Source organism: Bizionia saleffrena (genome assembly GCF_008086175.1).
Taxonomy (GTDB): Bacteria; Bacteroidota; Bacteroidia; order Flavobacteriales; family Flavobacteriaceae; genus Bizionia; species Bizionia saleffrena.
The window spans coordinates 42,387-64,999 of record NZ_VSKM01000015.1; the positions used below are offsets into that span (position 1 = coordinate 42,387).

Consider the following 22,613-nt stretch of genomic DNA (forward strand, 5'->3'; position numbering starts at 1 on the left):
TGAGAGCGAAGCTGCGCCAGAAATAAGTGGTGCTGCAACTACGGCCATAGGGCGATAGCCCCGTTGCGCGTGTCTCTAAGTATTTGATAAATGGGGGTGAAGATTATTACAGCAAAATATATCCAGAATATTATGATTTGCAGAATTGTAATGACTAGAGCGTTCGTATTTTTTTTAGAATAGGTATGTAATGTAACAAAGAAGTGCCCTTTAGACTAGAGTCTTCAGGATAGTGCTTTACTATGCGTTTGGATACTATTAATCTGCAATATCACTATCAATAATTTCAATGTCTTCCAATTCATTCATAGAGTCTTCAAGCGAGCTTTCTTCACGTAACTCTAATTGTTCAGTATCGCCAACTTCAGTTGTAGAATATACCGTTTGGTACGTTGCAATGGCAAAAGCAATTATGGTTAATAAAAAGATAAGTTGTGTAGTGTGCGTTGGTTTGTGTGCTTTTTTAGACTTGAAAAAACCTAAAAGACCGAATAGAATAGCTAAAATTGCTGGAATAAACGATAATATGTATAAGGGTAATATCGCTAAGATAACTGCTAAGATAGAGGTGATTAAACCAAGAATAATAAATGTAAGTCTCATAATTTTATTAGTTTTTTAGACCGCTAACGTCTTTGATTCGTAATTCTCCGCTACCAACAGCGACTTTAAATTTAGCAAATACTGGTATTTTGTTTTGATCTGCCGATAACCATAGGAAGTTACTGTTTCCTTTTAAAACATCGTTACCAATAACGTTTAGTTTTAGTTTGTAGCATTGCATTTTACCAAGTGCAGTGTTTAAGGTTTCTTTACCCATCATTGTAAAAGAAAACTTGGTTTCTTTGTTATCGAATAACACCGTAAACGTATCGCTGGCACCTACTGGTGCTTTATGGATATCTAAAGTACGTAATTGATATAATGTGGCCATAATATCGCGTGTACCCGCTGTAATAGTAACGGTACTATTACGGTCCCAGAAACCAGATTCGAAATTCTTGCTTTTCTTACGCAGTACACTTTTTACTGTTCGGGTTTTGTGGTTGTAGTTGTACTTAACGTATTTATAGTAACCCCCTTCGTTAATTTCTCGTTTGTATAAGTATGGTGTTACTGTTTTTGGGCTTACGTAACTTTCGTATAAATCGCGAATTTTAAAAAAGCTATCCCATTTAGAATAGGTTGTTGCTGTCCCTTTTAATCTCAAAAGTGTTGCCGATGATGTTTTTACCTCGCTAGTTTCCATCGTTACCTGCGCTAAATCTGTCATTAAACCAGACATATTGTAAGACGCCGTAAAAGTAAGTTTCTCTCCTGCTATAAACGCGTTATTCTGTGCCTCTATAGAGAGACTCGTTAACAATAATAACGCAATAAGTAATCGTTGCATAAATATAATATTAGTTTTTTAAAACGGTTAATTAATCATTTATTGTTCCAAAGGTATTATTAAAATAGTTTAGAAAAAAGCGTAGAAAATAAATACATAAAACGACCAATACATTACAGATAGTTAGTGCCTAAAATAATCTTAGTTGTTAATTTTTATCCATATTGATTTGTTAAATTGTCCACTATAAAAAGACTCCAAAATACTATTTAGTTTGCTTAGCTTTGCAACTTTTATAACCCTTTTTTTAAACTATGGATTCGTTAACACAAATAGTATTAGGTGCCGCAGTCGGCGAGGCCGTTTTAGGTCGGAAAATTGGTAACCGTGCTATGTTATACGGAGCGATAGCAGGAACCATTCCTGATTTAGATATTATCGCGTCTTTTTTTACTAATACGGTTAGTGCTCTGGAAATTCATCGTGGGTTTACCCATTCTATATTCTTTTCGGTTGTTTTTGCACCTGTTTTCGCGTGGCTCGTTACCAGATACGATAAACATAAATCTATAAAAGATTGGTCGTGGTTGTTTTTCTGGACCTTTATTACGCATCCTATTCTAGATGCGCATACTACTTGGGGGACACAGTTGTTTTGGCCGTTCGACTTACGACTAGCCTTCAAAACCATTTTTGTTATCGATCCGCTATACACGCTGCCTTTTTTAGTATTTCTAATTATGGCGCTATTGCAGCATAGAAGTTCTAATAAACGGCGTAAGTATAATCGTTTAGGATTATTAGTGAGTACTTTGTATTTAGCGTTAACCTTTGTAAGTAAGGGGATTGCTTACAATATGTTCGAAAATGCGTTAGAAGAACAAGGACTTGTTTATAACGAATTAGAAACTAAACCCGCACCATTTAACACCATATTATGGTGTGCGAATGTAGAAACCGATAGCCACTATTTAATAGGCTATTATTCTTTTTTCGATTCGCAGCCCATTACATTTATACCTTACCCTAAACATCACGAATATTTAGGAGATTTAATCCACTCCGAAAAAATACAACGTATGATTGCCATTTCTAAAGGTTGGTACACGATAACTAAAAAAGAGGGGGATTTATACTTTAACGATTTGCGCTTCGGGTTATTAAGTATTCAACCGGAAGCTAAAAATTTCGTATTTAGTTATTTAATTGCTGTTGCTAAAGATGGCGACGTCAGTTTAATTGAGGCGCCAAAAGGCAGTCGAGAAGGTAAAAAGTTACTGATTGACTTATGGCAGCGCGTTAAAGGGAATTAAGGTGCTTGTTTATAGAGTGGTTTTATAAGGTATAGTTTTTTAATATTCTGTAATTCAAAAAATGAAGGAAACTACTTAAGTTTCTTAATTCAAGGAGAGTGGTAGTTAGAAAGTGCTGTGAGCCAGTGAGTAAACGCTTGGTTTTTATTTCTTGCGTATTTTTTCTATACTCCTTTCCCCTTATCTTTTTTGTACAATAAGATTGCGTTTAATTTTTACTTAACAGGTTATAGATTGTTCATTCCGTTAAGGTTCGTATCCTAATTTAATAGCGCGTAAGCTTCAACAGTTGTAACTATCTATTAGATCCTGAATTGAAGTAAGAAACCAATCAATAGACAACGGCCTATATGTAATTGTTTTCATACAGATTGATATGGTAATAAAATATAAAGTCTTATCTTATATTGGAGTAATCTCAAAAGATTATTGTATCTTAATACCGATTATAAACCCGTAGTTTACTGCTTTAAAATTTGTTGAATTATGAAATCTCTTCACAATCTTTTAAATAAAATTACCATACTTACTATGCGAATTAAGACGGAATATCCAGAATTGTATGTGCATTTAGATGAGGATCCTATTACCATACCATCGTTGCAGCATCCACATATGGATAGTGCCATTATGAAAGAGTATATTTGTAGCTTGAAATCACTGATTAAATCGCATTTAAAACCACATCCTAATCACTAATGGCATATATTGACTACTATAAAGTTTTAGAGGTGTCTAAAGACGCTTCAGATAAAGACATAAAAAAAGCGTACCGAAAACTCGCCAGAAAACACCATCCCGATCTTAACCCCAACGATAAAGAAGCTGAAAAACGATTTAAAGAAATAAACGAAGCGAACGAGGTCTTAAGTAATTCTGAAAATCGGAAAAAATACGATGCTCATGGTGAACATTGGCAAAATGCAGAAGCTTACGAACAAGCGCAGAGACAGCAAAGCAGGCAACAGTATGATAGACAGCGGGGGTCGCAACAGTCTGGCGATGATGACTTTTCTGATTTTTTTAGTTCGATGTTTGGCGGACGTTCGCAATCTCGAGGGCGACAGGTTAAGTTTAGAGGTCAAGATTTTAATGCCGAATTACAAATCGATATTAAAGAGGCTTATACCACCCACAAACGAACACTGACTGTAAATGGTAAAAACATTCGTATTACTATTCCGGCAGGAGTAGAGAATGGGCAAGTCATAAAAATTAAAGGGCACGGTGGCGAAGGTGTTAATGGTGGCCCTAATGGTGACCTACTCATCGCTTTTTCTATAAAAAATACCACTGTTTTTAAACGGGATGGCGATAACTTGTATACTTCTGCCGATTTGGACTTATATACAGCGTTATTAGGAGGAGAGTTAACAGTAGACACCTTTAACGGTAAAGTGAAACTAACGATTAAGCCAGAAACACAAAACGGAGCAAAAGTAAAATTAAAAGGTAAGGGTTTTCCGAAGTATAAAAAAGACGGTCAGTTTGGCGACCTATTTGTAAGTTATAACGTTGTAACACCAACGATGCTTACCGATAAGGAAAAAGAACTCTTTACCGAACTCTCAAAATTACGATAAAATGGATACAACACACCTAATTTCTATACAACAGTTTTGTAAGCATTATCAAGTTCCCATAACATTTATTAGTGCGTTACAAGAGTACGAATTGGTTGAAATTACGATTACCGAAACTGACCAATTTATAAAAACAACACAACTTAATAATGTTGAAAAAATGATGCGTTTGCATTATGATCTCGATATTAATTTAGAAGGTATTGATGCGATTTATAACTTATTACAACAAGTTGAAAAACTTCAAGGAGAAGTATTAAATCTTAGAAATAAGTTGAATACTTACGAGTAATTGCAGCTCGTTTAAATTTTTAACATATATACTGTATTTAAATTTTTAAAAAGACTGTGTTTAACTGATTGCAATCAGTAATGAAAGGTATTTAATTGGGTAGATAAGCGTTTCCATAATGAGTATAAAGTAAAATAATTAAGAATGAGAAGACCATTAAAAGACACTGAAAACTTAAGGCTTTTAGCCGATAATTATATTGGTAATTTAGCATATATATCACAAAACAAACCGTTTGTAGTGCCTATAACTTATTTTTATAATAAAGAGAAAAATGCTATTATTGGGTATTCGGCAATGGGACACAAAATACGAGGAATGCGCGAAAACCGTGACGTCTCTTTGTTGGTAACCGATGTGAATTCAGTAAGTTCTTGGAAATCTATTTTAGTCCACGGTACCTACGAAGAGCTCTCTAATAGCGAAGCAAAAGCACAAATGCACACCTTTTCTTTAGGCGTGAAACACCTTGTGGTAAATAATGAATTTAGAACGGTAGATTTTATTGAAGAATTTTCTAGTAAAATAGATACCGCCGATTATCCTATAGTTTTCCTTATTAATATTGATGAGGTTACGGGGAGAATACGCACGGAGTAATTTTTTAATTGTCGATTTAGTTTGTGTTAAAATATGAGAGCATAGCGCTTAGATAAGAATTATAAATGTATGACTATACTTTATTTGCACGGTTTAATGAGTAGTAATCAATCTAATAAAATTGAATGGCTAAAAGAGAAACATCATGTATTCAATCCGCAGCTTAATTATAAGAAGGATTCAAAGACCATATTTGCCGAATTAGAAGCGATCTGCGAGAACACTATTGTGCATCTCATTATAGGAAGCAGCTTAGGTGGATATTTAGGTTATCATATTAGTAATAAGTTTAATATACCAAGCTTACTTTTTAATCCAGCCTTAGAACAAACCACTGCAGAAAAGCCAGATGTTAATTGCGTTAATAACACCAATGTTTTACACACCATTGTTTTAGGTGAAAACGATGACGTTATTTCGCCTATTAAAACACTTCAATTTTTAGAAAATAGAAACTCAAATTTTGTTCACTCCTATGCCCCGACGGGGCACAGAACACCCTTTGAGATTTTTAAAAAGCACTTTAATTCGCTTTAATAAGTTACTAATTATAGGTTGCTTTATGGAGGTAAGCAATCAAACATATGAGACTTTATAGCACATTTAAAAATATCTGTTATTTTTCCCTGGGTAAACTGAATGTAAATTGCATACCGTCTTCCAGACTGATTGCCTGTAAAGACAAAAATAGGCTCATTACACATACAGCCCGTACAAATATCTGTAGACAGGTTAAGATAAGTGTCTCCAAGATTTTGTAGTGCGTTAAAAATATACTGCTGGCGGTATATAAAAGCTGTTTTTTTCATATCCTGATAATACGTCCCATTATCTAGGATGTCGTTTAAAGTATGATAATCCATATTCTGAAAAGCATCTATAACTTGTAATAAATGTAATTGTATCTTTTCGGTGGTTCCTAGTTTTTCAATTAACGCTACAGCTTCCATAAATATCAGTTTTTAATAAAGCTAATAAATAGATGTTATATATTGTAAATAATTTTAATAGTTATTGCGGAATATTTTTTTAAAGGGTTAACGCCTTTAAAGTTTAAATAATGAGTTCTAAAAGAATAGCCACTCGAAATCGACCTCTCAAAGGGGGAAAACTCCTTTCTGAGTGTACTACACAAATCTCCATTTTAAACCTTCAAATAGAGTCTGGAACTGTGACGGTACGAAATTTGTAGACCAGCATTTTTGCGTATTATTTTAATGTTCACTAATACAACCTATTGTGGCCTAAAACTTATAAACGATTCTAAAAAATCCAACAAATCACTTATTATTATTATTATTATTATTATAAAGTGAGTCTGTAAACACGTGTTTAAGTGCTCTTTTGGCTTATCACAGGCGTACAATAGGTATTACTTGGGCTGCAAAGTGTTTTTTTCTTGGAGTACTGAAGCTAACGCCACAATTTTTTTTCTAGTTTCAGCTCTTTCTAAAACCTCTTCTTATGCGATAGGAATGGATATTAGAAACGTTGCTCCTTCTCCCATTCCTAGGCTAAAGGGTTCAATAGTACCATTATGTTTATTCAAAATCTTTTTGGTCAAATATAAACCTAATCCAGTGGAGGGTTCTCCATTTACACCTAAATGGCCGGGTACAAATTTACTAAACATTATTTTTTCAGTATGCGTGTCGAATCCCATACCATCATCTTTTATCTTAATATTTACGCTGTTTATATTCGTTGTTCCAGAGATGTGTATTTCACCGTTATTATTAGAAAATTTAATAGCATTATCCAATAAATTCTCAAAAACTTGTCTTAAAGCAATAGAATGTCCTCTAACTTTTATACCGCGAGGAAAAGAGTTAATTACAGACACCTTTTTATCAGCAAGGCGTTTATTTTGTCCATCAATAACGGTGTAAATGAGCTGTGATAAATCTAAATCTTCAAAATTATTTAAAACAACTTCTACATTTTTAGACCTCAAAATGTTAAGCATTTCTTCAAGAAACTTTAGTTGTTTATTGGTGATTTCTTTCAACATCTTTAAATTTTCAACGCGGTGATGAGTATCGTGCCCATCTTCTTCTAAAAATTTTATAATTTCGATAGACTGAAGTACCGGTGTTCTTAAATCGTGTGAAATGAGTTCGGTAACCTCCTGTTTTTCTATATCCACCTCTTCTAAGCATTCAATGGTGTATTGGATATTTTGTAACAGTTGTCCAATCTCATCAGAATAATAATTAGGAAGATCGGGTACTATATGGTGCTCTACGTAATTACTTAATGCAACCTTCCCTTTTATGATAGGGTCTAACAATGAGTTTAGAATTCTTAAGGTTATTACTGTAGCGCCTAGAGTTAACCCTAAGGTTATTAAAATAAATCCAGTGATAGAGACCGAAGTTGCAAACAACACATAACCAATAATACCTAATAAGGGAATATGAATACCTATGAAGGCTACGAATAAAAATTTGTAAGAGTACTTTTTTAGAAATGATAACTGAGAGAGTCGGTGATAGGTTTTCATAATTATGTAATACTATTTAACAGGGAGACAATTATAAGAGCTATTTATTTTTTTAAGATTGATACTCGTTGGTTTTTTCTAATTAAAGAAAAAGAATTTCTTTATATAAGCTTTATTTTAAATCGTAAGCAACCAAGATAAGGCTTTTACGGCACGTTTTCTAGACGTGTAACATCTTCACCACAATAGAATCGTATAAAAGTTTACGCATAAATAAGCTAAATTTTTATCTAAATGCGCAAACTGAGCTCACTATTTTTTAATAATTTAATACTTCATTAAAACCAAATTGTATGAGTAAAGATAGAAAAAACCCCAAAACGGAACACGAAAAAGAGCTATATCAAAACGCTACAGACGAAAAGGGAGCTCAGAAAAAGAGCCATTACAATCAATATGGTAAAACCAATGATGAGCGTAAAAAGAGATCTGGAGGAGAAGAAGAATAATAACTATGGTACTACTGATCATATAGTATCAATAGTACCATTCGTATTAATTAACAGTTTCTATAAAATATTCAATAGGTTTGAATGAGCCACCATTACTGTCTTCTGCTGAACATGCTGTAAGGCATACAATAAGGTCCATACACGCTTCAAATTGAATTAAATCGCCTGCTACAGACGTTGGCGGAAGCACTGAAATCTTACCTTCCAAATCAAATTGAACATTCATAAAGATGTTAAAGGCATTTGGAATATCGTCAAAATCAATACCAAAGGGTTGCAAGTTTTTATATAGGTTTTCTAGGCAACTTGGATGATACCCTTTATGGTTGTACATAACCTCGAAAGTTTCTTTGCTACAAGGTGCGAGCAAAAAATCATTACGACCATTAGTATCTTTAATAATTTCGACCATTTTGTTAGAGCGGTTACTCCAAAGGTAATTGCTTGTTGTTATTAAAATGGATTCTTCAAAATCTAGAGTTTTACCAGAAGATACTTTTTCTTTAGTGTCTGCACTATTAAAAAGTACCATATCGCTTACTTGCTGTCCTTTCGGGTCAATTACAGTTAAAATGTCTCCTTTCTTTAGCTTGAAAGCTTTGCCACTTTGTTTTGCAATAGTAATTTTCTCTTTCATATTTCTTTTATGTTTTTATTTTTTAGTATGGAAAGGACATTTCCAATCACTTTCAATAGCCCTTCCGCTGTATTGTTTTGTCTCGGTGTCATTACCAAAATCTTTAAGCACAGGGTTTATATATCCTTGAAGTTTCTGATCTCTTTTTCTAATTCTTTTCTTTATTTTGCTGTAGGTTCCCATTTCTCGTAATTTCTCAAATTGCCAATGTAAATTAAATACTATTGTCGTATGTGGACTCTGCCTTGCTATTCTAGAGCTATTTGGGTGAAGGCCTACAATGTAAAACGCTTTGCCTTTAAGACTAAGACTAAACTCTGAACTATCTGGATCACTACTAACTGTAGGGTCCCAGTCGCAATCGTCTATATCGTGAAGCTTCTGTAATACGCTCCATAATTTGTTTTCAAACTCTAATTCTGAAGTAAAATGGTCATTCGGAAAAACAGCCATAAAGGATTCAAATTCGTTAGACTCAAAATCGTATTGATTAATATATGCTTCCAAATCGTTTAATACTGCTTTTAAACATACATTGTCGTTTAAAGAATCATAAACTTTTAAATGGTAATTATTCATTAAAAACACTGTTTTCGCCATCACGCACGGATGTTTCTGCTTTAATACAAAATTTTTATAATCGTCTTCAATTGCTTGAAATGATAGGTGAGCGACGTTACCTAAATCAGCCATAAATTTATAATTTGTTATACGTTTAATGTTAAGGTGCAGCGTCGCTATTTCTAGTGAGAGCGGCACGCAATTACGTTCTAATTTGCACAAAACTAATAAACAAATGTTTAATGGGTTTACTCTTTAACAATTTAATTTATCTCAAAACAACTTACTAAAACAGTATACCATTTAACATTTATATGAGCAAAAAATTAATTGATAAGAAGTAACACTTCAGCTTTAAGTATCCTAATTTTGTAACTTAAAACAAAAGAATTATGGACTTAGAAGAAGTGTTTTGGTTAATTGTATCTGTACTTGGAGTGTTTTCATTAATAATTTTTATAACTCGTGTTTTCGGATTACGAACGTTTGCTAAAATGTCTAGCTTTGATTTTGCATCTACTATAGCGGTCGGTTCTGTTTTAGCATCTACTATATTAAATAATGATTATTCTTTAACTAAGGCTGCAATTGTGCTCGTAACGATTATAGGTTTTCAAACTCTGTTTTCTTTCTTCGTTAGAAAAAACAAGTTCTTTAAGCAATTGTTTACTAATAAACCGCAAGTTATTATGTGGAATGGCGAAATTCTTTACGATAGGCTTAAAAGTTGTAATGTGGGTAAAGACGATTTAATAGCTAAATTGAGAGAAGCAAATGTGCATGATTTCAAAGAAGTAAAGGCTGTTGTTTTTGAGAGTACGGGGGATGTTTCTGTGATTCATAATGCTGAAAACAAAGCATTAAATCTTCAATTATTAACCGATGCCAATATTCCAAATAGCTATGATGAAGTTTCTTAAAACAAACAAAAATGCAATCTATGGGGGCGCAATGGCTACTCTATTAACCGGTTTAGGGATTTTTCTTTTAGGTAATGTTTCTGGTTACGAAGCAAAGCACTTGTTAACGGTATCTTTAGGTGGTTTAAATATGTTATGTAATACTATTGTACTGGCCACGGCAACTATTCTGGCGTTACTTTTAACGCTGCTAAGTGTTAGTTTTGGTTCTAAAAACACTTTAAAAAACACACATTATTATCAGGTTTTAAATATTGCTAAATTCGATGTCATTTTATTTATTTCGGCTTTAATTCTTTTTCAATTTTTCAACATTCCAATCGTAGAATCTGAAAACGTACCTACGTCGTGGTTTACTGCAATCTATTGGGCAACTCTTGGTTCTACTTCTATTATTAGCGGAATGATGATCACCGTTATTTTAATGTTATACAATGCCGTAACTAATTTAATTTCTATTATTGGTTTAGGGCAGGACCATCCACTATTGTCTAAAGAAGGTATCGACGGTACAGATGATGAACAAAATTAAGATGTTGAATATGCCGTAAAATTAAATTGACGTGCTCTTTTTGTAGCATAAGGAGGTTTTATTTACAACTGTAAGTTACGTTTTGCGCAGCTTGGCAATAGCCTTTTGGATAGTTAGGTTTATAATTTTCTATTGTGAAAGAATCAGGTTTAAAATGAGTTACCAATGAAAACAGGTTTAGTATGGTTTAAGAATGATTTAAGAGTTTACGATAACGAAGTGCTCTGCCAAGCAATTCACCATTGTGATCGTTTGCTATTTTTCTTTTCTGTAGAACCTTACCTTTTTGAAATGCTAGACTTGGGCTTTAGAAAAGCAGGATGTAATCGATTTAAGTTTTTAGAACAATCGGTTTTAAATTTACAGAAAAACTTAGAATTGTTGGGCGGACATCTCATTATTGGCCGTAACAGTGCTGTTACAGAAATACCGCAGTTAGTCAAGCAATACGGTATCACCGAAATTTATGCAGAAGAGGACTCCGCGTACGAAGAATTGAATATTAAAACCAAAGTAATACATCTTTTACCCGATGTCGAGTTCCGTTCTTATTGGGGTAAAACCTTATATCATATTAACGATATTCCGTTTACCATTCCCGTTATTCCTTTAACGAGTAAAGCATACCGAATTCCCGTTGGAAAGGAAAGTGTACCGCGACCTACTTTTAAAACGCCACAACATAGTAAAGGTCACTGCGACGTTACGTCAACGGGTTTTCCGCTACCTACCATTTATGGATTCTCAATTGTGGAGTATAAAAATGCTCAGCCTTTTTTGGATGGAGGAGAAGATGCGGCCATTAATAGGTTAAAGTATTACACTTTCGACTCTAAATTATTAACAGGTTACCGATGGTCTCGCAACAAATCGATAGGCTTAGATTATAGTTCTAAACTTTCGCCTTATTTAGCGCTTGGTTGTATTTCTCCCCGATTAATATTTAAAGCCGTTAAAAAATATGAAGCTAAAGTCGCTAAAAATCAAAGCACATGGTGGATTATCTTTGAACTGGTTTGGCGTGATTATTTCACCTTTAAAGGAATGAAAATGGGAAATGCTATATTCTATTTGAAAGGGTTTAAGAATAAGGATTTAGAATTTGAGAATAATAAAGAACATTTTCTAAGATGGCAAAACGGAACAACAGGTATTCCGTTTATTGATGCACATATGCGCCAATTAAATAGCACAGGATATATGAGTAATAGGGGTAGAGTAAACTGTGCTAGTTATCTTGTTCACGATTTAAAAATTAATTGGACTTGGGGTGCAGCCTATTTTGAAAGCACTCTTATCGATTACGATGTTAGTGCAAATTGGATGAATTGGCATATGCAAGCTTTCGAAATATATTATACAAACCCGGTTCATCAAAGTTTAAAATATAAATCTGAGGACTATATTAGAAAATGGATTCCAGAATTAAATCATATTACTGACTCTAAAATTCTCGCCCCTTGGTTGTTTGATGCCGTTAGTGGTAAAACTAATTACCCGCAACCCATTGCGATTTATAAAAAGTGGTCGCGGTCTATAAACCGGATTTTAGTAGCGGTGAACTCTATGGATTAATTTAATTTTTATTTTGAGTTAAAACTACAAATAACATCTTAGAATTTAATAGAAAAGATATGCCATTGATAATAATAATAGGCTAATCTTGTTTTATTACCCCATACACGGTCCATAAACCAATCCCATTGCATAATATTACAAACATAAAGGCACTAACGACTCCAGCTTTTTTTGTCCGGAGAGCCTTAACTATCTGGAGATAATCGCCAAAGAGGTAAATACGCCAGCTGCAATTCCTATTATGACCTCCATCGGCATCTTTTAATTTTTGAGAAGAATGCTTTGATTGATTGATTGATTGATGCAATGCTTCATATAAGACTGTCTCCATACTGCGATTTCTGATGCATTATCAAAATTATCTAGAATGAGTAAAGTAACAAGCGGGCTAGCATCTTATTTTATTTTAAGTCTCTAAATAAACTTGGGCTAATTTTAAATTTTTCTTTAAAAATTTTAGAAAAATAGCTAAAGCTTTTAAAACCTACAACAGAAACTACTTCAGAAACATTTAAATCTTTTTCCATTAATAACTTTTGCGCCGTATCTAATCGTGTTGTGGTTACGTATTCATTTACTGTAGAATGGTATAAATATTTAAAGGCTTTCTGTAACTTGTTAGGGTTTAAACCTGATAATTTTGAAAGGTTTGCAACCGATAATTCACTATCTAAATTTTCAGAAATATATTTAGATAATTCTTCCACTCGGTTTAATTCGTTAATTCGAAGGATTCTACTTTCTGTAAAACCTAACTTATCATCCCGATGTTGGATTAATTGTTTGATGAATATTTGAAGACCAATACTTTCTAAGTAATATTTGCGTACTAGTTTTTGATTTTCATATTTAGCAATACCATCTAAAAGCGTCTTAAATTCTAAACCATAGTAACCTTCATGGTAATACGTATGATCTGCTTTTAAATCTCTAAATAATTTTTGAAGATCTTCAGAGATGCCGTCTAATTCACACTTAGAAGTTTCAACAAACACTTTCCTATTGATTTCTAAACTAACGATTTCAATGTCCTTATCTTTTTCAAAGAAGAGCAAATGCCCATTATTACTTTCACTAGCGACAATGGCACATTTGTATTGTGCTATTTTATGTGCGGCAGTTTCATTTGCAAAACGATGATTTACAGGGCCTTTTAAGGCATATATAAATTTAACAGGGTGCACATCATCTATTGTGAAATCTATTCTAACATCCTTAAAAAATTTACACTTATAATTAATAATACCTAATCCGTTGTCAAAATTAACGCCGCGAATCTGACCTATTCCTATCGTTGGAGGGAGATCGATAAAATATTCATCGCAATTTTCGTGGAACTCTACATCAAAACACTGGGCTAAACTTTCAATAACTTCTTTTAGTGGTAATGAGTTTACTTTGCAAATTTTCATAAAGGACTGTGTGTTTTTTTAAAATTAAGGATGTCTAAATATTTAGACATCCTTAAATCTACACTATAAATATATGCTTTTTTAATTTATGAAGTTGGGTTTGTAAATCTATTATAATTCTATCCAGGCGCCTAGCATTGCAGCCTCAGCAGAAAACACCACTGTAATAATTAACCACCAAGCTGCTGAAGCTGCAGTTTTTCTAGCGTGTTCTGCTTGAATAACTGCTTTTCTCTTCGTCATTTCTAATTGCTCTTGTGCTTTTTGCTCTATTTTCTGTACTTTAGATTTAACCATTTCAACAGTATTATCTAGCTTAGAAGAAATGGAATCAATTTAACTTTCATCTATATGTTTGTTATTAGTTACTAAAGCTTTAATGGTATTACTATCCATTTTACTTAATCTTGCTTTAATTATATCGAGAGAGTCTTTCGGATTACTTAAAATACTGCTTATATCTTGTTTTAAGTCGTTATAATTAAGTTCTTTACGTTATGTGCTATTAAAGAATTCTGCGATAGCGTTTTCTGCGCCTTCCATTATAGTATTCATATCGCTATCTTCAAAAGTCGTTTTCACGTTCGAAATGCTTTCTTCAATTTTATCGGCATAATTCTTAAGTTTATTTCATCTAGCGACGTATTTTTATATAAGGTTTCAATAATACTGTCCTTATTTAAATCGGCAAACTTAGTAGAGAAAATAGCGCCAATAGATTTAGGATCCGACAGTATTTTGTTAAAGTCGTCAGTAAGTTTTGCTCCCGAAAAAGCCTCAGGCGTAATTTTAGAAAGATATTCCTTTACTTGCTTAATAGTGTCGTTAATTTGAGACTCTTCAACTGGCGTTTTTTTAGTAATAGCGACCGTTACCACTTTAGCTGTAGAACCCTTACTTGTACAAGCATTTTTTAAATCTGATAAAATAAACTTTAATTTATTATCTTTTTCATTTGATTCATTATCACTAGAAGTATCGACTTTATCAACAGCTTTCGTTAGTACTTGCTGAATAGCCATATATTTTCCCGAGCTATTCGAGGATTTGCTTTTACCCGCTATTTTATCTAGACCTTCTTTTAGCGTATCGTAGTTGGGCATTTTATCATCCACTTTTGTAAGGAATTTATCTAAAACGTTAGAGAGATCTGTAGTATTTAAATTAACATCAAATTCTTTTCTAATTTTATCTATAGATGACCCGATTACGTTTTCAATTTTCTTTTCATCAGATGTTGCAAAAAGTTGTTTAATAATGTTTGCCGACGATTTCAAACCAGAAGTAACTGTGGTTACTAAGCAGTCAATAAGGGTATTTACAATTTTAGTCTCTAGATAAAAAATTAGGAGGAAGAATAGAGCCCAAATAACTAAAGCGACTGTTAAATTTGAAGCTAAATAACCAAAGAAACTTAAATTTAAGGCTATCGCAGAAGCGCCAAATAGAGAAATGGCGGTAGTAAGTAAACTCCAAATGCCAAAAGCGCTACTTATTTTAACTCCGGCTGCTGCCTCATAATCATCGTAATCTTGATTGTATGTGTCATCATTATTTTTTTCGTTATCTGAGGGTTTAACCTTATTTTCAACATACGTTTTTTTTAAGTTACCAATCATATTTATTCCTAAAGCCACAGACAGTGCTGTTAAAATAATTTGAAAAATTAAAGCGAGTAAAACACCAGCTATAATGGCAATAAAAAAATGAGAATTAATGGTAGAAGTATCAATTTCTACGCGATTGGTTTGTGCAGCGTTGCTCAAGGAAATTAAGAGCATTTTTACGGTGAAAAGCGATCGTTCCATATTATTCTAGTTTATAGTTCGATGCTATTTTCCAGAAAAATTGCTATAACGATTTGCAGTTTAACATTTTAAATTAGCTTAAATAGAACTAATTTGAAGTAGTACAAATGATAATGGATATTTCTCAGTATTCAATAAGAAAATATATGGGTATTTTAAAGGAGTAAATAGGAAATGAAAGCAGACTTAAAGTCTCAATTCAATTCAAAACAAAACAAAAATAAGAACAGTCGATTAACAACTGTTCTTATAATTAATTGATTTTATCACTTAGAGACTATAAAAAGCATATTTTAAAAGGTTTAAAATTCAGACCTTCTGCCTAGTTTTTCTTTTTGGTTTCAGGAGTTTTCTTTGTAGAATCAGAGTTGTGTTTAGAATCAACTTTTTGTTTATTATTACCTTTCACGTCCTTTTTGTGATCTTCTTGTTTATTCTTGTCGTTCATAATAAATTGTTTTAAAATGTACTTCGTTGTACTACAATAAAGGTGGTTAAAAATTCCCTATAAGTTGTTACATAATTAAACGGCAAACTTACATAAGTTACAGATTTTCTAAATTTTCCTTTCTTAGTTCGCCTAAACTCTTAAAAATTGAAGGTGTTGACCCCGTAATTTTCTTAAATTGATTTGATAAATGCGCGACGCTGCTGTAGTGAAGTTTGTGAGATATTTCAGTAAGATTTAATTCGTTATCTAATAGAAGTTCTTTGGCTTTCTCTATTTTATGTTTTATTATAAAGTGTTGAATGGTAATACCTTCTGCCTCTGAAAATAAATTGGATAGATAGGTGTAATCACAACCCAATTTCTGACTAATAAAATAGGAGCAATTAACTCTTGGAATATCTTCAGAATGATGTATCATTTCAATAATTACTGTTTTTATTTTATCAATTAAAATGCTTTTTTTATCGTCTAATAATTCAAGGCCAGAAATAGCTAAATTTAATTTCAATTCTTGTTTTACTGCATTAGTAATGTTCTCTTCAATTTCGACAGTGCCAAGTTCTATGCGTATATATTTTAAGTGTAGTCTTTCTAACTCATATTTTACCATGAGCTTACATCTTAAACTTACCATGTGCTTAATATAAAGTGTCATCTTTTAATATTAATTTATAATTATATCTTATTAATTAAAGATAGGTGATAAAAAATAGTTAATAGGATTAAAAATTATAAAAATTTTAGAGATTATGAATTCTTTATATGTGTTTAATATTAAGTCTTTTATATATAGAAAAAATTAAAATAAGTAGTGTTAAATATATAAGGAAACACGTGAGAATTAAGATATTCAAGAATATATTTTTTGTTAAAATGCTTATTAATAATAGGTAATCAATAAGATCGCTAGTCACTGTTATTATGTGAGTAATTTTGTGAATTTTGATTACAGTTGTGCGTTGAAAATGTTTCTGATTGTCTTACTAAGTGCAACTTTAAAAAGAGTCTAACATATTCTTGTGATGCCTTTAATTTAGCTATTGATAAACGTTAATTGCGACCTCACTAAAAAATTATATGTGCGAAAAAAAGATGAATATAATAATGAATATTATTATATTGAGAATTAAAACATAATTTTAAAGCCTATAATCCCCATTAGACCTGATAGCGTTCCTTAGGCTAAACCCTACCATAGCGTCTTATCAAAATTAAAAATGGACCATAGCAATTCATAAAGACTAAGAAAAAGCGCACCCAATAGAAAATGAGCCAACCACGCCAGGTTCTTATAGTTGCGATCCAAATCGCGCTAAAAAAAGTCATACTGAGCACAGAGAGAACACAAGAGATAATGAAAATCATATTTTTCAATGTTTTTTAAAACAATATGGCATTAGCGTTTAACATCTTTTAAAAGCCAGTTATCGATGGAGTCATTATTTTCTTTATGTATTACAACCATTTTACCTGCCGTTTTAAAAATTACGGCTTTAACCTCCGAGAGCTTTATTACGTTAGCTTACCTAAGTTTAGGGCGTAAATCGCCTTCTGTAACTCTTACAGCTTTCATATTGCCCCTTAAAATGAGTTGACCTTCCATTAGTAAAGTGGGTTGATTGTTAATTAAATTTCTAAACCAATGGTAGCGTCTAAAGTAAGCCGCTAGTAATTGTAAAGTGTATATCATTAATAAACCTAGCGCTCCTTCTATAAAAGACACCGATTCAGATAAAATAGTGGTCGCTGTAATGGAGCCCACTTCCACTGTCATAGCAAAGTCGAAACTGGAGATTTTAGAGAAACTTCGCTTTCCAAATAACCGTGTATAAATAATAATGGCGGTATAATATCCAATACTAGAAAGTACAATTACAAATAACGAAAATGCAGTATGATCTACTAATTCATTAAATAAGTCATTAAATAAGTCATTGACATCCAGTATATATATATTGATAAAGTGCCATAATTGAAATAAAAGTAGATGTCATTCTTAGAGATTTAAGCGTAGATTTTTAAAATATTTACGTTTTAGAACAGTAAACAATATTTAATTAAGTACATATAAGCGCCTTTTAAAAAATAAGTTAAATTTATAATCGTAATGAGATTTAACTACTAAATAAGGTGATTTAAGAATTAAAAAACGATACTACAAAAAAGTGATAGGAGTAAAATACGAAACGCGTTTTGTACTTAATAATCTAAATTTTTAAAAAATTAAGTAGTAGCGTTCCCCTCTCGATTTAGTGTAATATCGTTTTCTATTAGAAATAAATTGCTATGCTGGCACTTTAGCTGCTATTGGCATTCTATCCCAGTTTCTATGCTTTGCTATGGCATTAATAAAACCGTTCACTTTTTCATTTACAAAAATGGCGTTGTCGTTTTTATATTTTGATACGAACGTAGTATCTAATAAGTCTTCTCCTTCATTGTCGACGGCTATAGCTTTACAATGTTTAAAAGTTTCATTTATAAACTTTATATATTTTGGTTCTTCTTTCAACATTTCAATAGATTTTTTGCCACCCGGAATATAAACGGCATCAAAAAGAACACTTTCCGTTGTCATAATTGAAGCATCTACCTCGTGTTCCATATTTTCATCACACCTAATTGTTCCACCATGAGGTGCTATAATTTTCACCATCGCGCCTTCCTTTTCCAACGCCTTTTTATACGCTATAAAATCACTCATAGAGAATCCATCTGAAGCCAAAACGGCAATTTTGCGTGTAACAATACTATCAAATTTAGTTGTCGACTGGCTTAGAGACGGCGCCTTATCTAGATAATTCTTTTGTTTTGGAGGCTGGTGTTTTTCTACTTCGGCATCTGCTCCAATAGCTTGATTAATAGGTTGCTCTATGGTATTCGGTACTTTAAGTCCTAATCCTTTCGCAACTTGTTGAGACAAGTCTTTGTTAATTTGTGCAATAAGCCATAGCATACGTTCTTTAATATGTTTGTGTTTACACTTGCCTAACTCGAAAGTATACGCATCAGCAACGTGCTGTTTTTCCCAATCGGCAAGGCTTCTATAAAATAATGCGGGTTGAGAAAAATGATCATTAAAACTTTCGCTTCGGGTTCTTATTTTTTTTGCGTCTATACGTTCTTCGTAAGAATTGAAAGCACCTTCGGCCATTTTTGCCATATGCGGACAACCACCACCAAGAGAATTTGGGAAATAGGCGGTTTGTCCTTTAGGAATATCCATTTGCATTTGCCCATCTCGCTGGTTGTTATGCGTTTCGACAATTGGTCTGTTTATTGGTATTTGATGAAAGTTAGGACTTCCTAACCGCGATAATTGGGTGTCGCGATAAGAAAATAAGCGGCCTTGAAGTAACGGGTCGTTTGTAAAGTCTATACCCGGAATAATGTGTCCAGGAAGAAAAGCGACCTGCTCGGTTTCGGCAAAAAAGTTTTCAGGATTTCTATTTAAGGTCATTTTACCTATAATTTCTACCGGCACCAATTCTTCTGGGATGAGCTTTGTAGGATCCAATAAATCGAAGTCGAATTTATGTTCATCCTCTTGTGCAACAATTTGAATTCCGAGTTCCCACTCAGGAAAGTGCCCCGCTTCAATAGCGTCCCATAAATCTCTTCTATGGAAATCTGAATCTGCGCCATTAATCTTCACGGCTTCATCCCAAGTTACAGAATGCACGCCTAACTTTGGTTTCCAATGGAATTTTACAAAATGAGATTCTCCCTCAGAATTTATAAGTCTAAAGGTGTGTATTCCGAAACCTTCCATCATTCTTAAACTTCTCGGGATAGCACGATCACTCATCGCCCAGATATGGTTATGAAGCGTCTCTGTAGTCCGCGACACAAAATCGTAAAAGGTGTCGTGCGCAGAAGCTGCTTGAGGAATTTCTTTATTGGGTTCGGGTTTTACAGCGTGCACTAAATCTGGAAATTTCATAGCATCTTGAATAAAAAAGATGGGCATATTGTTACCTACTAAATCCCACGTGCCTTCTTGCGTATAGAATTTTACTGCAAAACCACGAACATCTCGCGCTAAATCTGGAGACCCTTTAGAACCCGCAACAGTAGAGAATCGAACAAAAACCGGTGTTTTTCGATTGGTATCGGTAAAAATGCCTGCTTTACTATATTTTTCAATGCTCTTGTATAATTCAAAATACCCGTGTGCCGCACTTCCTCGAGCGTGAACAATGCGTTCTGGAATGCGCTCATGATCGAAATGAGTTATTTTTTCGCGAAGTAGAAAATCTTCTAAGAGCGTAGAGCCACGTTCTCCCGCTTTTAAAGAATTGTTAGTGTCGTTAACCTTTAAACCTTGATTGGTGGTCATTACTTTATTCTTAGCGTCTTTTTCAAATTGCTTTAAATCTTCGGTTTTCTTGTTTTGAGAGTTGTCTTTCTTAGCCATTTAAGTTGTAGTTATTTGTTAATAAGTGCTTTGCGGTAATGAATTTACAAAATTTTTTTCTGAATTGTTATCAAATTTTTAGCGTTTTTAACGTATAATGGTTATATAATAACGCTATCGACCATTGTACGGATTATGTCATTCTTATCATTATAGTTATTTTTATTGGTGCTATAATTCTTTATTATTTTGGTATACTTTCGAAATAATTTGGGGTGTTACAATACTCTTTTCATTAATTTCTGGACTAAGCCAAGATTGTATAACTATAGAACTTGTAGCGTTACACGCTTGCAGCCCGTAAGAGTACGGTCTACACCCAAGCGTATGTGTAAAAGATAAGTTGTGTATTGTGGGCTGTACTTTTCCAGTGGTAGAGAGTAGGCGATAAGCAGCGTCAATTTCAATGCCTCCCGTAAGTAAGAAAAGGTCGTTTTTAATCGATACAACGTGATTGCGATCTATGGATTGGTCTAAATCATTGATTGAATGCGCACCTTCAAACTTAGCCTTTGCCCTGCTTACAATACCAGATTTCACAATAGATTGAAACGGATAATTCGCCAGTTCCACGTTATCGTTTCCCGAACAATTTATAAACATATCGTACGCTTTTGTTTGCCGTGGTCTTTTGTCTGTTGTAATTTCAATCGTGGTTTTATCCGTGTTCAAATTTTCGATACGTTCTACGTTACCTGCTATTAAATCGATTACGTCTGCCTTGTAAAGTGCTATTAAAATTTCAGCAGAATCTAGAGGTAATGCAGCAATCACATTCATAAGAAAAGGTTTAATTTCTTTTTTAAAGAAGAGGTGGTCTTCTGCCGACAGTAATTCAGCGTGAAAATTTAAACAATACATTACATCGTCTAACGTCTCCATCCAATGAATAGGATTATCATTTTCTACAGAATCGCGGGCTTTAATCAGTTCTAATTCCATTCCTTTAAAAGAATCTATGTAGGTATGATTTTTAGCCATTGTATCTATAAATTGCTGACATCCGAAACGGTCATTTGAAAGTAAATTTTGTAACTCTATATTCTTATCCTTTTCGAAGGCCTTAATTAATGCTGGACGGCACACAGCATCAAAAAAAGTTTCAATTCTCAAAAAGCCATTATCATTAATAAGTGATAAGATGTGCTCTCGGTTGGTGTGTCTATATATTTTTCGGAAGGGTTCAATTTGTTCATATTGTAAATGAGGCAGCCAACCATTTAAAGCATGTAAAATAAATTTTAAACCTTTAGCGTCCTCATATAGCCTATATTTTAATCCCTCTTTCGTTGTGCTAAATTCTCCGTGGCGATGGGCCAAAGAAGTAACAACGTCGAACGCACTTAACGAAGCACCTAGAATGCCTATTTCAAAATTATAGTACTCAGTATTCTTCGGTATGATTTTAGAAATTGGCCAAGGCGTCGCAAAATAACCAGTACTGGGTTTGTCGACGTCTTTCCAGTGATGTCCCGTCGAAATTAAAACCTTCGAGAAAAAATAATTTATTTTCTGACTAACTAGAGTTACGGATTTATTATTAACTTTAATATCTGTGACGGGACTATTAATTAATTCTTTTATGTTAAAACCAGCACGTTTTAAACGGTGAATAATTTCATTGTATTGACTATGAAAATATGCTCCTAGAGCTAGGCGACTATATACTTTACTGTCATCGATGGGGAAAGATGTTATATTAAGGGCCTTTAGTGATTCCTTATCTTGAATGCTTAGCCAGTTAGCAAAAGGTTGAGTGAGTTCTGGGATTTCTTCTGAAGAAATATTCGATAGATTGTATTTATCGGTAGTCTCAGCATTATACGGCATACCAACACCCATTTTATTTCCACTTTCAAAAATGGTAATATTTTGGAAGTCCTTTATTAATACAGTTTCATGATCTAAAATATGTTTTAGACAATATAGTGCTGTAGGGCCAGAACCAATAATGGCCAATCTGAGTGTGCTCATAAAAAGAGTTGTTTTACTTAATCTGCCGTTTTATCCGTAGAAATAAGGACGTATTTTATGTCTTAAAAGTTGTAATACAATGCTTATTATAGTCATTATTTATAGTATTAGATTGCGTTGATTACTATTTCGAGGTTCGCCTAATAAATGAGTAGTAAACGGTGTGTTATATATTAAGTTGAGTAGTTAGTGTGTTAATTTTAAACACTATAAGTCTTTTTGGTTTTTGCTAAATATTTTATAAAAA

At 33.2% G+C, this 22,613-nt stretch carries 24 protein-coding genes; 10 read left to right on the forward strand and 14 right to left on the reverse strand.

Going from position 1 to position 22,613, the window contains the following annotated elements; all coding sequences use genetic code 11:
- Positions 1–258: 258 nt before the first annotated feature.
- Positions 259–603 (reverse strand): FUSC family protein, encoded by a 345-nt coding sequence (locus tag ES676_RS12635; protein ID WP_148370690.1) that lies wholly within the window; start codon positions 601–603, stop codon positions 259–261.
- A 7-nt stretch (positions 604–610) separates the two neighbouring features.
- Positions 611–1,393, reverse strand: a complete 783-nt coding sequence (locus ES676_RS12640; protein WP_148370691.1) for a DUF3108 domain-containing protein — start codon at positions 1,391–1,393, stop codon at positions 611–613.
- 254 nt (positions 1,394–1,647) lie between these two features.
- Between ES676_RS12640 and ES676_RS12645 the strand changes: the two genes are divergently transcribed.
- From ES676_RS12645 to ES676_RS12670, 6 genes are all read left to right on the forward strand, one after another.
- Positions 1,648–2,646, forward strand: coding sequence for a metal-dependent hydrolase (locus ES676_RS12645; RefSeq protein WP_148370692.1), 999 nt, complete (start codon positions 1,648–1,650; stop codon positions 2,644–2,646).
- A gap of 486 nt (positions 2,647–3,132) precedes the next feature.
- Positions 3,133–3,345 (forward strand): hypothetical protein, encoded by a 213-nt coding sequence (locus ES676_RS12650; RefSeq protein ID WP_148370693.1) that lies wholly within the window; start codon positions 3,133–3,135, stop codon positions 3,343–3,345.
- Positions 3,345–4,229, forward strand: a complete 885-nt coding sequence (locus tag ES676_RS12655; RefSeq protein WP_148370694.1) for a DnaJ C-terminal domain-containing protein — start codon at positions 3,345–3,347, stop codon at positions 4,227–4,229. The genes ES676_RS12650 and ES676_RS12655 overlap by 1 nt, the downstream gene beginning before the upstream one ends.
- A gap of 1 nt (position 4,230) precedes the next feature.
- Positions 4,231–4,521 carry a chaperone modulator CbpM gene (locus tag ES676_RS12660; RefSeq protein ID WP_148370695.1) on the forward strand — a complete coding sequence of 97 codons (291 nt, stop codon included), beginning with the start codon at positions 4,231–4,233 and terminating at the stop codon, positions 4,519–4,521.
- Positions 4,522–4,665: 144 nt separating this feature from the next.
- Positions 4,666–5,121 carry a pyridoxamine 5'-phosphate oxidase family protein gene (locus ES676_RS12665; protein ID WP_148370696.1) on the forward strand — a complete coding sequence of 152 codons (456 nt, stop codon included), beginning with the start codon at positions 4,666–4,668 and terminating at the stop codon, positions 5,119–5,121.
- A gap of 69 nt (positions 5,122–5,190) precedes the next feature.
- Positions 5,191–5,658, forward strand: coding sequence for a YqiA/YcfP family alpha/beta fold hydrolase (locus ES676_RS12670; protein WP_148370697.1), 468 nt, complete (start codon positions 5,191–5,193; stop codon positions 5,656–5,658).
- A 23-nt stretch (positions 5,659–5,681) separates the two neighbouring features.
- Here the strand turns inward: ES676_RS12670 and ES676_RS12675 are convergent, their stop codons facing one another.
- Both ES676_RS12675 and ES676_RS12680 read right to left on the reverse strand, forming a co-directional pair.
- On the reverse strand, positions 5,682–6,071 hold the full coding sequence (locus ES676_RS12675; RefSeq protein ID WP_148370698.1) for a hypothetical protein: 390 nt from the start codon (positions 6,069–6,071) through the stop codon (positions 5,682–5,684).
- A gap of 512 nt (positions 6,072–6,583) precedes the next feature.
- Positions 6,584–7,624 carry a sensor histidine kinase gene (locus tag ES676_RS12680; protein WP_148370699.1) on the reverse strand — a complete coding sequence of 347 codons (1,041 nt, stop codon included), beginning with the start codon at positions 7,622–7,624 and terminating at the stop codon, positions 6,584–6,586.
- Between the two features lie 293 nt (positions 7,625–7,917).
- Here ES676_RS12680 and ES676_RS14770 point away from each other — a divergent pair, with 293 nt between their 5' ends.
- Positions 7,918–8,073, forward strand: a complete 156-nt coding sequence (locus tag ES676_RS14770) for a hypothetical protein (RefSeq protein WP_170234461.1) — start codon at positions 7,918–7,920, stop codon at positions 8,071–8,073.
- Positions 8,074–8,119: 46 nt separating this feature from the next.
- Here ES676_RS14770 and ES676_RS12685 read toward each other — a convergent pair whose 3' ends face one another.
- Together ES676_RS12685 and gntA are read right to left on the reverse strand one after the other, a co-directional pair.
- On the reverse strand, positions 8,120–8,713 hold the full coding sequence (locus ES676_RS12685) for a DUF1989 domain-containing protein (RefSeq protein WP_148370700.1): 594 nt from the start codon (positions 8,711–8,713) through the stop codon (positions 8,120–8,122).
- Positions 8,714–8,728: 15 nt separating this feature from the next.
- Positions 8,729–9,406: a guanitoxin biosynthesis heme-dependent pre-guanitoxin N-hydroxylase GntA gene (gene gntA, locus ES676_RS12690; protein WP_148370701.1), complete on the reverse strand. Its 678-nt coding sequence runs from the start codon at positions 9,404–9,406 to the stop codon at positions 8,729–8,731.
- A 260-nt stretch (positions 9,407–9,666) separates the two neighbouring features.
- Here gntA and ES676_RS12695 point away from each other — a divergent pair, with 260 nt between their 5' ends.
- The 3 genes from ES676_RS12695 to ES676_RS12705 all read left to right on the forward strand — a co-directional run bounded on the left by ES676_RS12695 (position 9,667) and on the right by ES676_RS12705 (position 12,301).
- On the forward strand, positions 9,667–10,194 hold the full coding sequence (locus ES676_RS12695; protein ID WP_148370702.1) for a DUF421 domain-containing protein: 528 nt from the start codon (positions 9,667–9,669) through the stop codon (positions 10,192–10,194).
- Positions 10,178–10,726, forward strand: a complete 549-nt coding sequence (locus tag ES676_RS12700; protein WP_148370703.1) for a hypothetical protein — start codon at positions 10,178–10,180, stop codon at positions 10,724–10,726. The genes ES676_RS12695 and ES676_RS12700 overlap by 17 nt, the downstream gene beginning before the upstream one ends.
- A gap of 165 nt (positions 10,727–10,891) precedes the next feature.
- Entirely contained in the window at positions 10,892–12,301 is a 1,410-nt protein-coding gene (locus ES676_RS12705; RefSeq protein WP_148370704.1) for a DASH family cryptochrome, read from the forward strand.
- A gap of 404 nt (positions 12,302–12,705) precedes the next feature.
- Here the strand turns inward: ES676_RS12705 and ES676_RS12715 are convergent, their stop codons facing one another.
- The 8 genes from ES676_RS12715 to ES676_RS12745 form a co-directional block, all read right to left on the reverse strand.
- Entirely contained in the window at positions 12,706–13,716 is a 1,011-nt protein-coding gene (locus ES676_RS12715) for an AraC family transcriptional regulator (protein WP_148370705.1), read from the reverse strand.
- A 111-nt stretch (positions 13,717–13,827) separates the two neighbouring features.
- Positions 13,828–14,013 carry a hypothetical protein gene (locus ES676_RS12720; RefSeq protein ID WP_148370706.1) on the reverse strand — a complete coding sequence of 62 codons (186 nt, stop codon included), beginning with the start codon at positions 14,011–14,013 and terminating at the stop codon, positions 13,828–13,830.
- 281 nt (positions 14,014–14,294) lie between these two features.
- A complete protein-coding gene (locus tag ES676_RS12725) occupies positions 14,295–15,524 on the reverse strand; it encodes a hypothetical protein (RefSeq protein WP_148370707.1) in 1,230 nt (409 codons plus the stop codon).
- A 322-nt stretch (positions 15,525–15,846) separates the two neighbouring features.
- Positions 15,847–15,972: a hypothetical protein gene (locus ES676_RS15195; RefSeq protein WP_262712311.1), complete on the reverse strand. Its 126-nt coding sequence runs from the start codon at positions 15,970–15,972 to the stop codon at positions 15,847–15,849.
- A 97-nt stretch (positions 15,973–16,069) separates the two neighbouring features.
- The gene (locus tag ES676_RS12730; protein ID WP_148370708.1) at positions 16,070–16,630 is read right to left on the reverse strand and encodes a helix-turn-helix domain-containing protein; all 561 of its coding nucleotides are present in this window, start codon (positions 16,628–16,630) and stop codon (positions 16,070–16,072) included.
- 867 nt (positions 16,631–17,497) lie between these two features.
- Positions 17,498–17,935: a DUF421 domain-containing protein gene (locus ES676_RS15245; RefSeq protein WP_394348793.1), complete on the reverse strand. Its 438-nt coding sequence runs from the start codon at positions 17,933–17,935 to the stop codon at positions 17,498–17,500.
- Between the two features lie 324 nt (positions 17,936–18,259).
- On the reverse strand, positions 18,260–20,392 hold the full coding sequence (locus ES676_RS12740) for a catalase (RefSeq protein ID WP_148370709.1): 2,133 nt from the start codon (positions 20,390–20,392) through the stop codon (positions 18,260–18,262).
- A gap of 171 nt (positions 20,393–20,563) precedes the next feature.
- Entirely contained in the window at positions 20,564–22,366 is a 1,803-nt protein-coding gene (locus tag ES676_RS12745) for an FAD/NAD(P)-binding protein (protein WP_246130365.1), read from the reverse strand.
- Positions 22,367–22,613: the final 247 nt, after the last annotated feature.

What these genes read in the sequence shown, in the direction of transcription:
- ES676_RS12635 (WP_148370690.1), bottom strand. Translation starts at nt 603, where the DNA reads ATGAGACTTACATTTATTATTCTTGGTTTAATCACCTCTATCTTAGCA.
- ES676_RS12640 (WP_148370691.1), bottom strand. Translation starts at nt 1,393, where the DNA reads ATGCAACGATTACTTATTGCGTTATTATTGTTAACGAGTCTCTCTATA.
- ES676_RS12645 (WP_148370692.1), top strand. Translation starts at nt 1,648, where the DNA reads ATGGATTCGTTAACACAAATAGTATTAGGTGCCGCAGTCGGCGAGGCC.
- ES676_RS12650 (WP_148370693.1), top strand. Translation starts at nt 3,133, where the DNA reads ATGAAATCTCTTCACAATCTTTTAAATAAAATTACCATACTTACTATG.
- ES676_RS12655 (WP_148370694.1), top strand. Translation starts at nt 3,345, where the DNA reads ATGGCATATATTGACTACTATAAAGTTTTAGAGGTGTCTAAAGACGCT.
- ES676_RS12660 (WP_148370695.1), top strand. Translation starts at nt 4,231, where the DNA reads ATGGATACAACACACCTAATTTCTATACAACAGTTTTGTAAGCATTAT.
- ES676_RS12665 (WP_148370696.1), top strand. Translation starts at nt 4,666, where the DNA reads ATGAGAAGACCATTAAAAGACACTGAAAACTTAAGGCTTTTAGCCGAT.
- ES676_RS12670 (WP_148370697.1), top strand. Translation starts at nt 5,191, where the DNA reads ATGACTATACTTTATTTGCACGGTTTAATGAGTAGTAATCAATCTAAT.
- ES676_RS12675 (WP_148370698.1), bottom strand. Translation starts at nt 6,071, where the DNA reads ATGGAAGCTGTAGCGTTAATTGAAAAACTAGGAACCACCGAAAAGATA.
- ES676_RS12680 (WP_148370699.1), bottom strand. Translation starts at nt 7,624, where the DNA reads ATGAAAACCTATCACCGACTCTCTCAGTTATCATTTCTAAAAAAGTAC.
- ES676_RS14770 (WP_170234461.1), top strand. Translation starts at nt 7,918, where the DNA reads ATGAGTAAAGATAGAAAAAACCCCAAAACGGAACACGAAAAAGAGCTA.
- ES676_RS12685 (WP_148370700.1), bottom strand. Translation starts at nt 8,713, where the DNA reads ATGAAAGAGAAAATTACTATTGCAAAACAAAGTGGCAAAGCTTTCAAG.
- gntA (WP_148370701.1), bottom strand. Translation starts at nt 9,406, where the DNA reads ATGGCTGATTTAGGTAACGTCGCTCACCTATCATTTCAAGCAATTGAA.
- ES676_RS12695 (WP_148370702.1), top strand. Translation starts at nt 9,667, where the DNA reads ATGGACTTAGAAGAAGTGTTTTGGTTAATTGTATCTGTACTTGGAGTG.
- ES676_RS12700 (WP_148370703.1), top strand. Translation starts at nt 10,178, where the DNA reads ATGATGAAGTTTCTTAAAACAAACAAAAATGCAATCTATGGGGGCGCA.
- ES676_RS12705 (WP_148370704.1), top strand. Translation starts at nt 10,892, where the DNA reads ATGAAAACAGGTTTAGTATGGTTTAAGAATGATTTAAGAGTTTACGAT.
- ES676_RS12715 (WP_148370705.1), bottom strand. Translation starts at nt 13,716, where the DNA reads ATGAAAATTTGCAAAGTAAACTCATTACCACTAAAAGAAGTTATTGAA.
- ES676_RS12720 (WP_148370706.1), bottom strand. Translation starts at nt 14,013, where the DNA reads ATGGTTAAATCTAAAGTACAGAAAATAGAGCAAAAAGCACAAGAGCAA.
- ES676_RS12725 (WP_148370707.1), bottom strand. Translation starts at nt 15,524, where the DNA reads ATGGAACGATCGCTTTTCACCGTAAAAATGCTCTTAATTTCCTTGAGC.
- ES676_RS15195 (WP_262712311.1), bottom strand. Translation starts at nt 15,972, where the DNA reads ATGAACGACAAGAATAAACAAGAAGATCACAAAAAGGACGTGAAAGGT.
- ES676_RS12730 (WP_148370708.1), bottom strand. Translation starts at nt 16,630, where the DNA reads ATGACACTTTATATTAAGCACATGGTAAGTTTAAGATGTAAGCTCATG.
- ES676_RS12740 (WP_148370709.1), bottom strand. Translation starts at nt 20,392, where the DNA reads ATGGCTAAGAAAGACAACTCTCAAAACAAGAAAACCGAAGATTTAAAG.
- ES676_RS12745 (WP_246130365.1), bottom strand. Translation starts at nt 22,366, where the DNA reads ATGAGCACACTCAGATTGGCCATTATTGGTTCTGGCCCTACAGCACTA.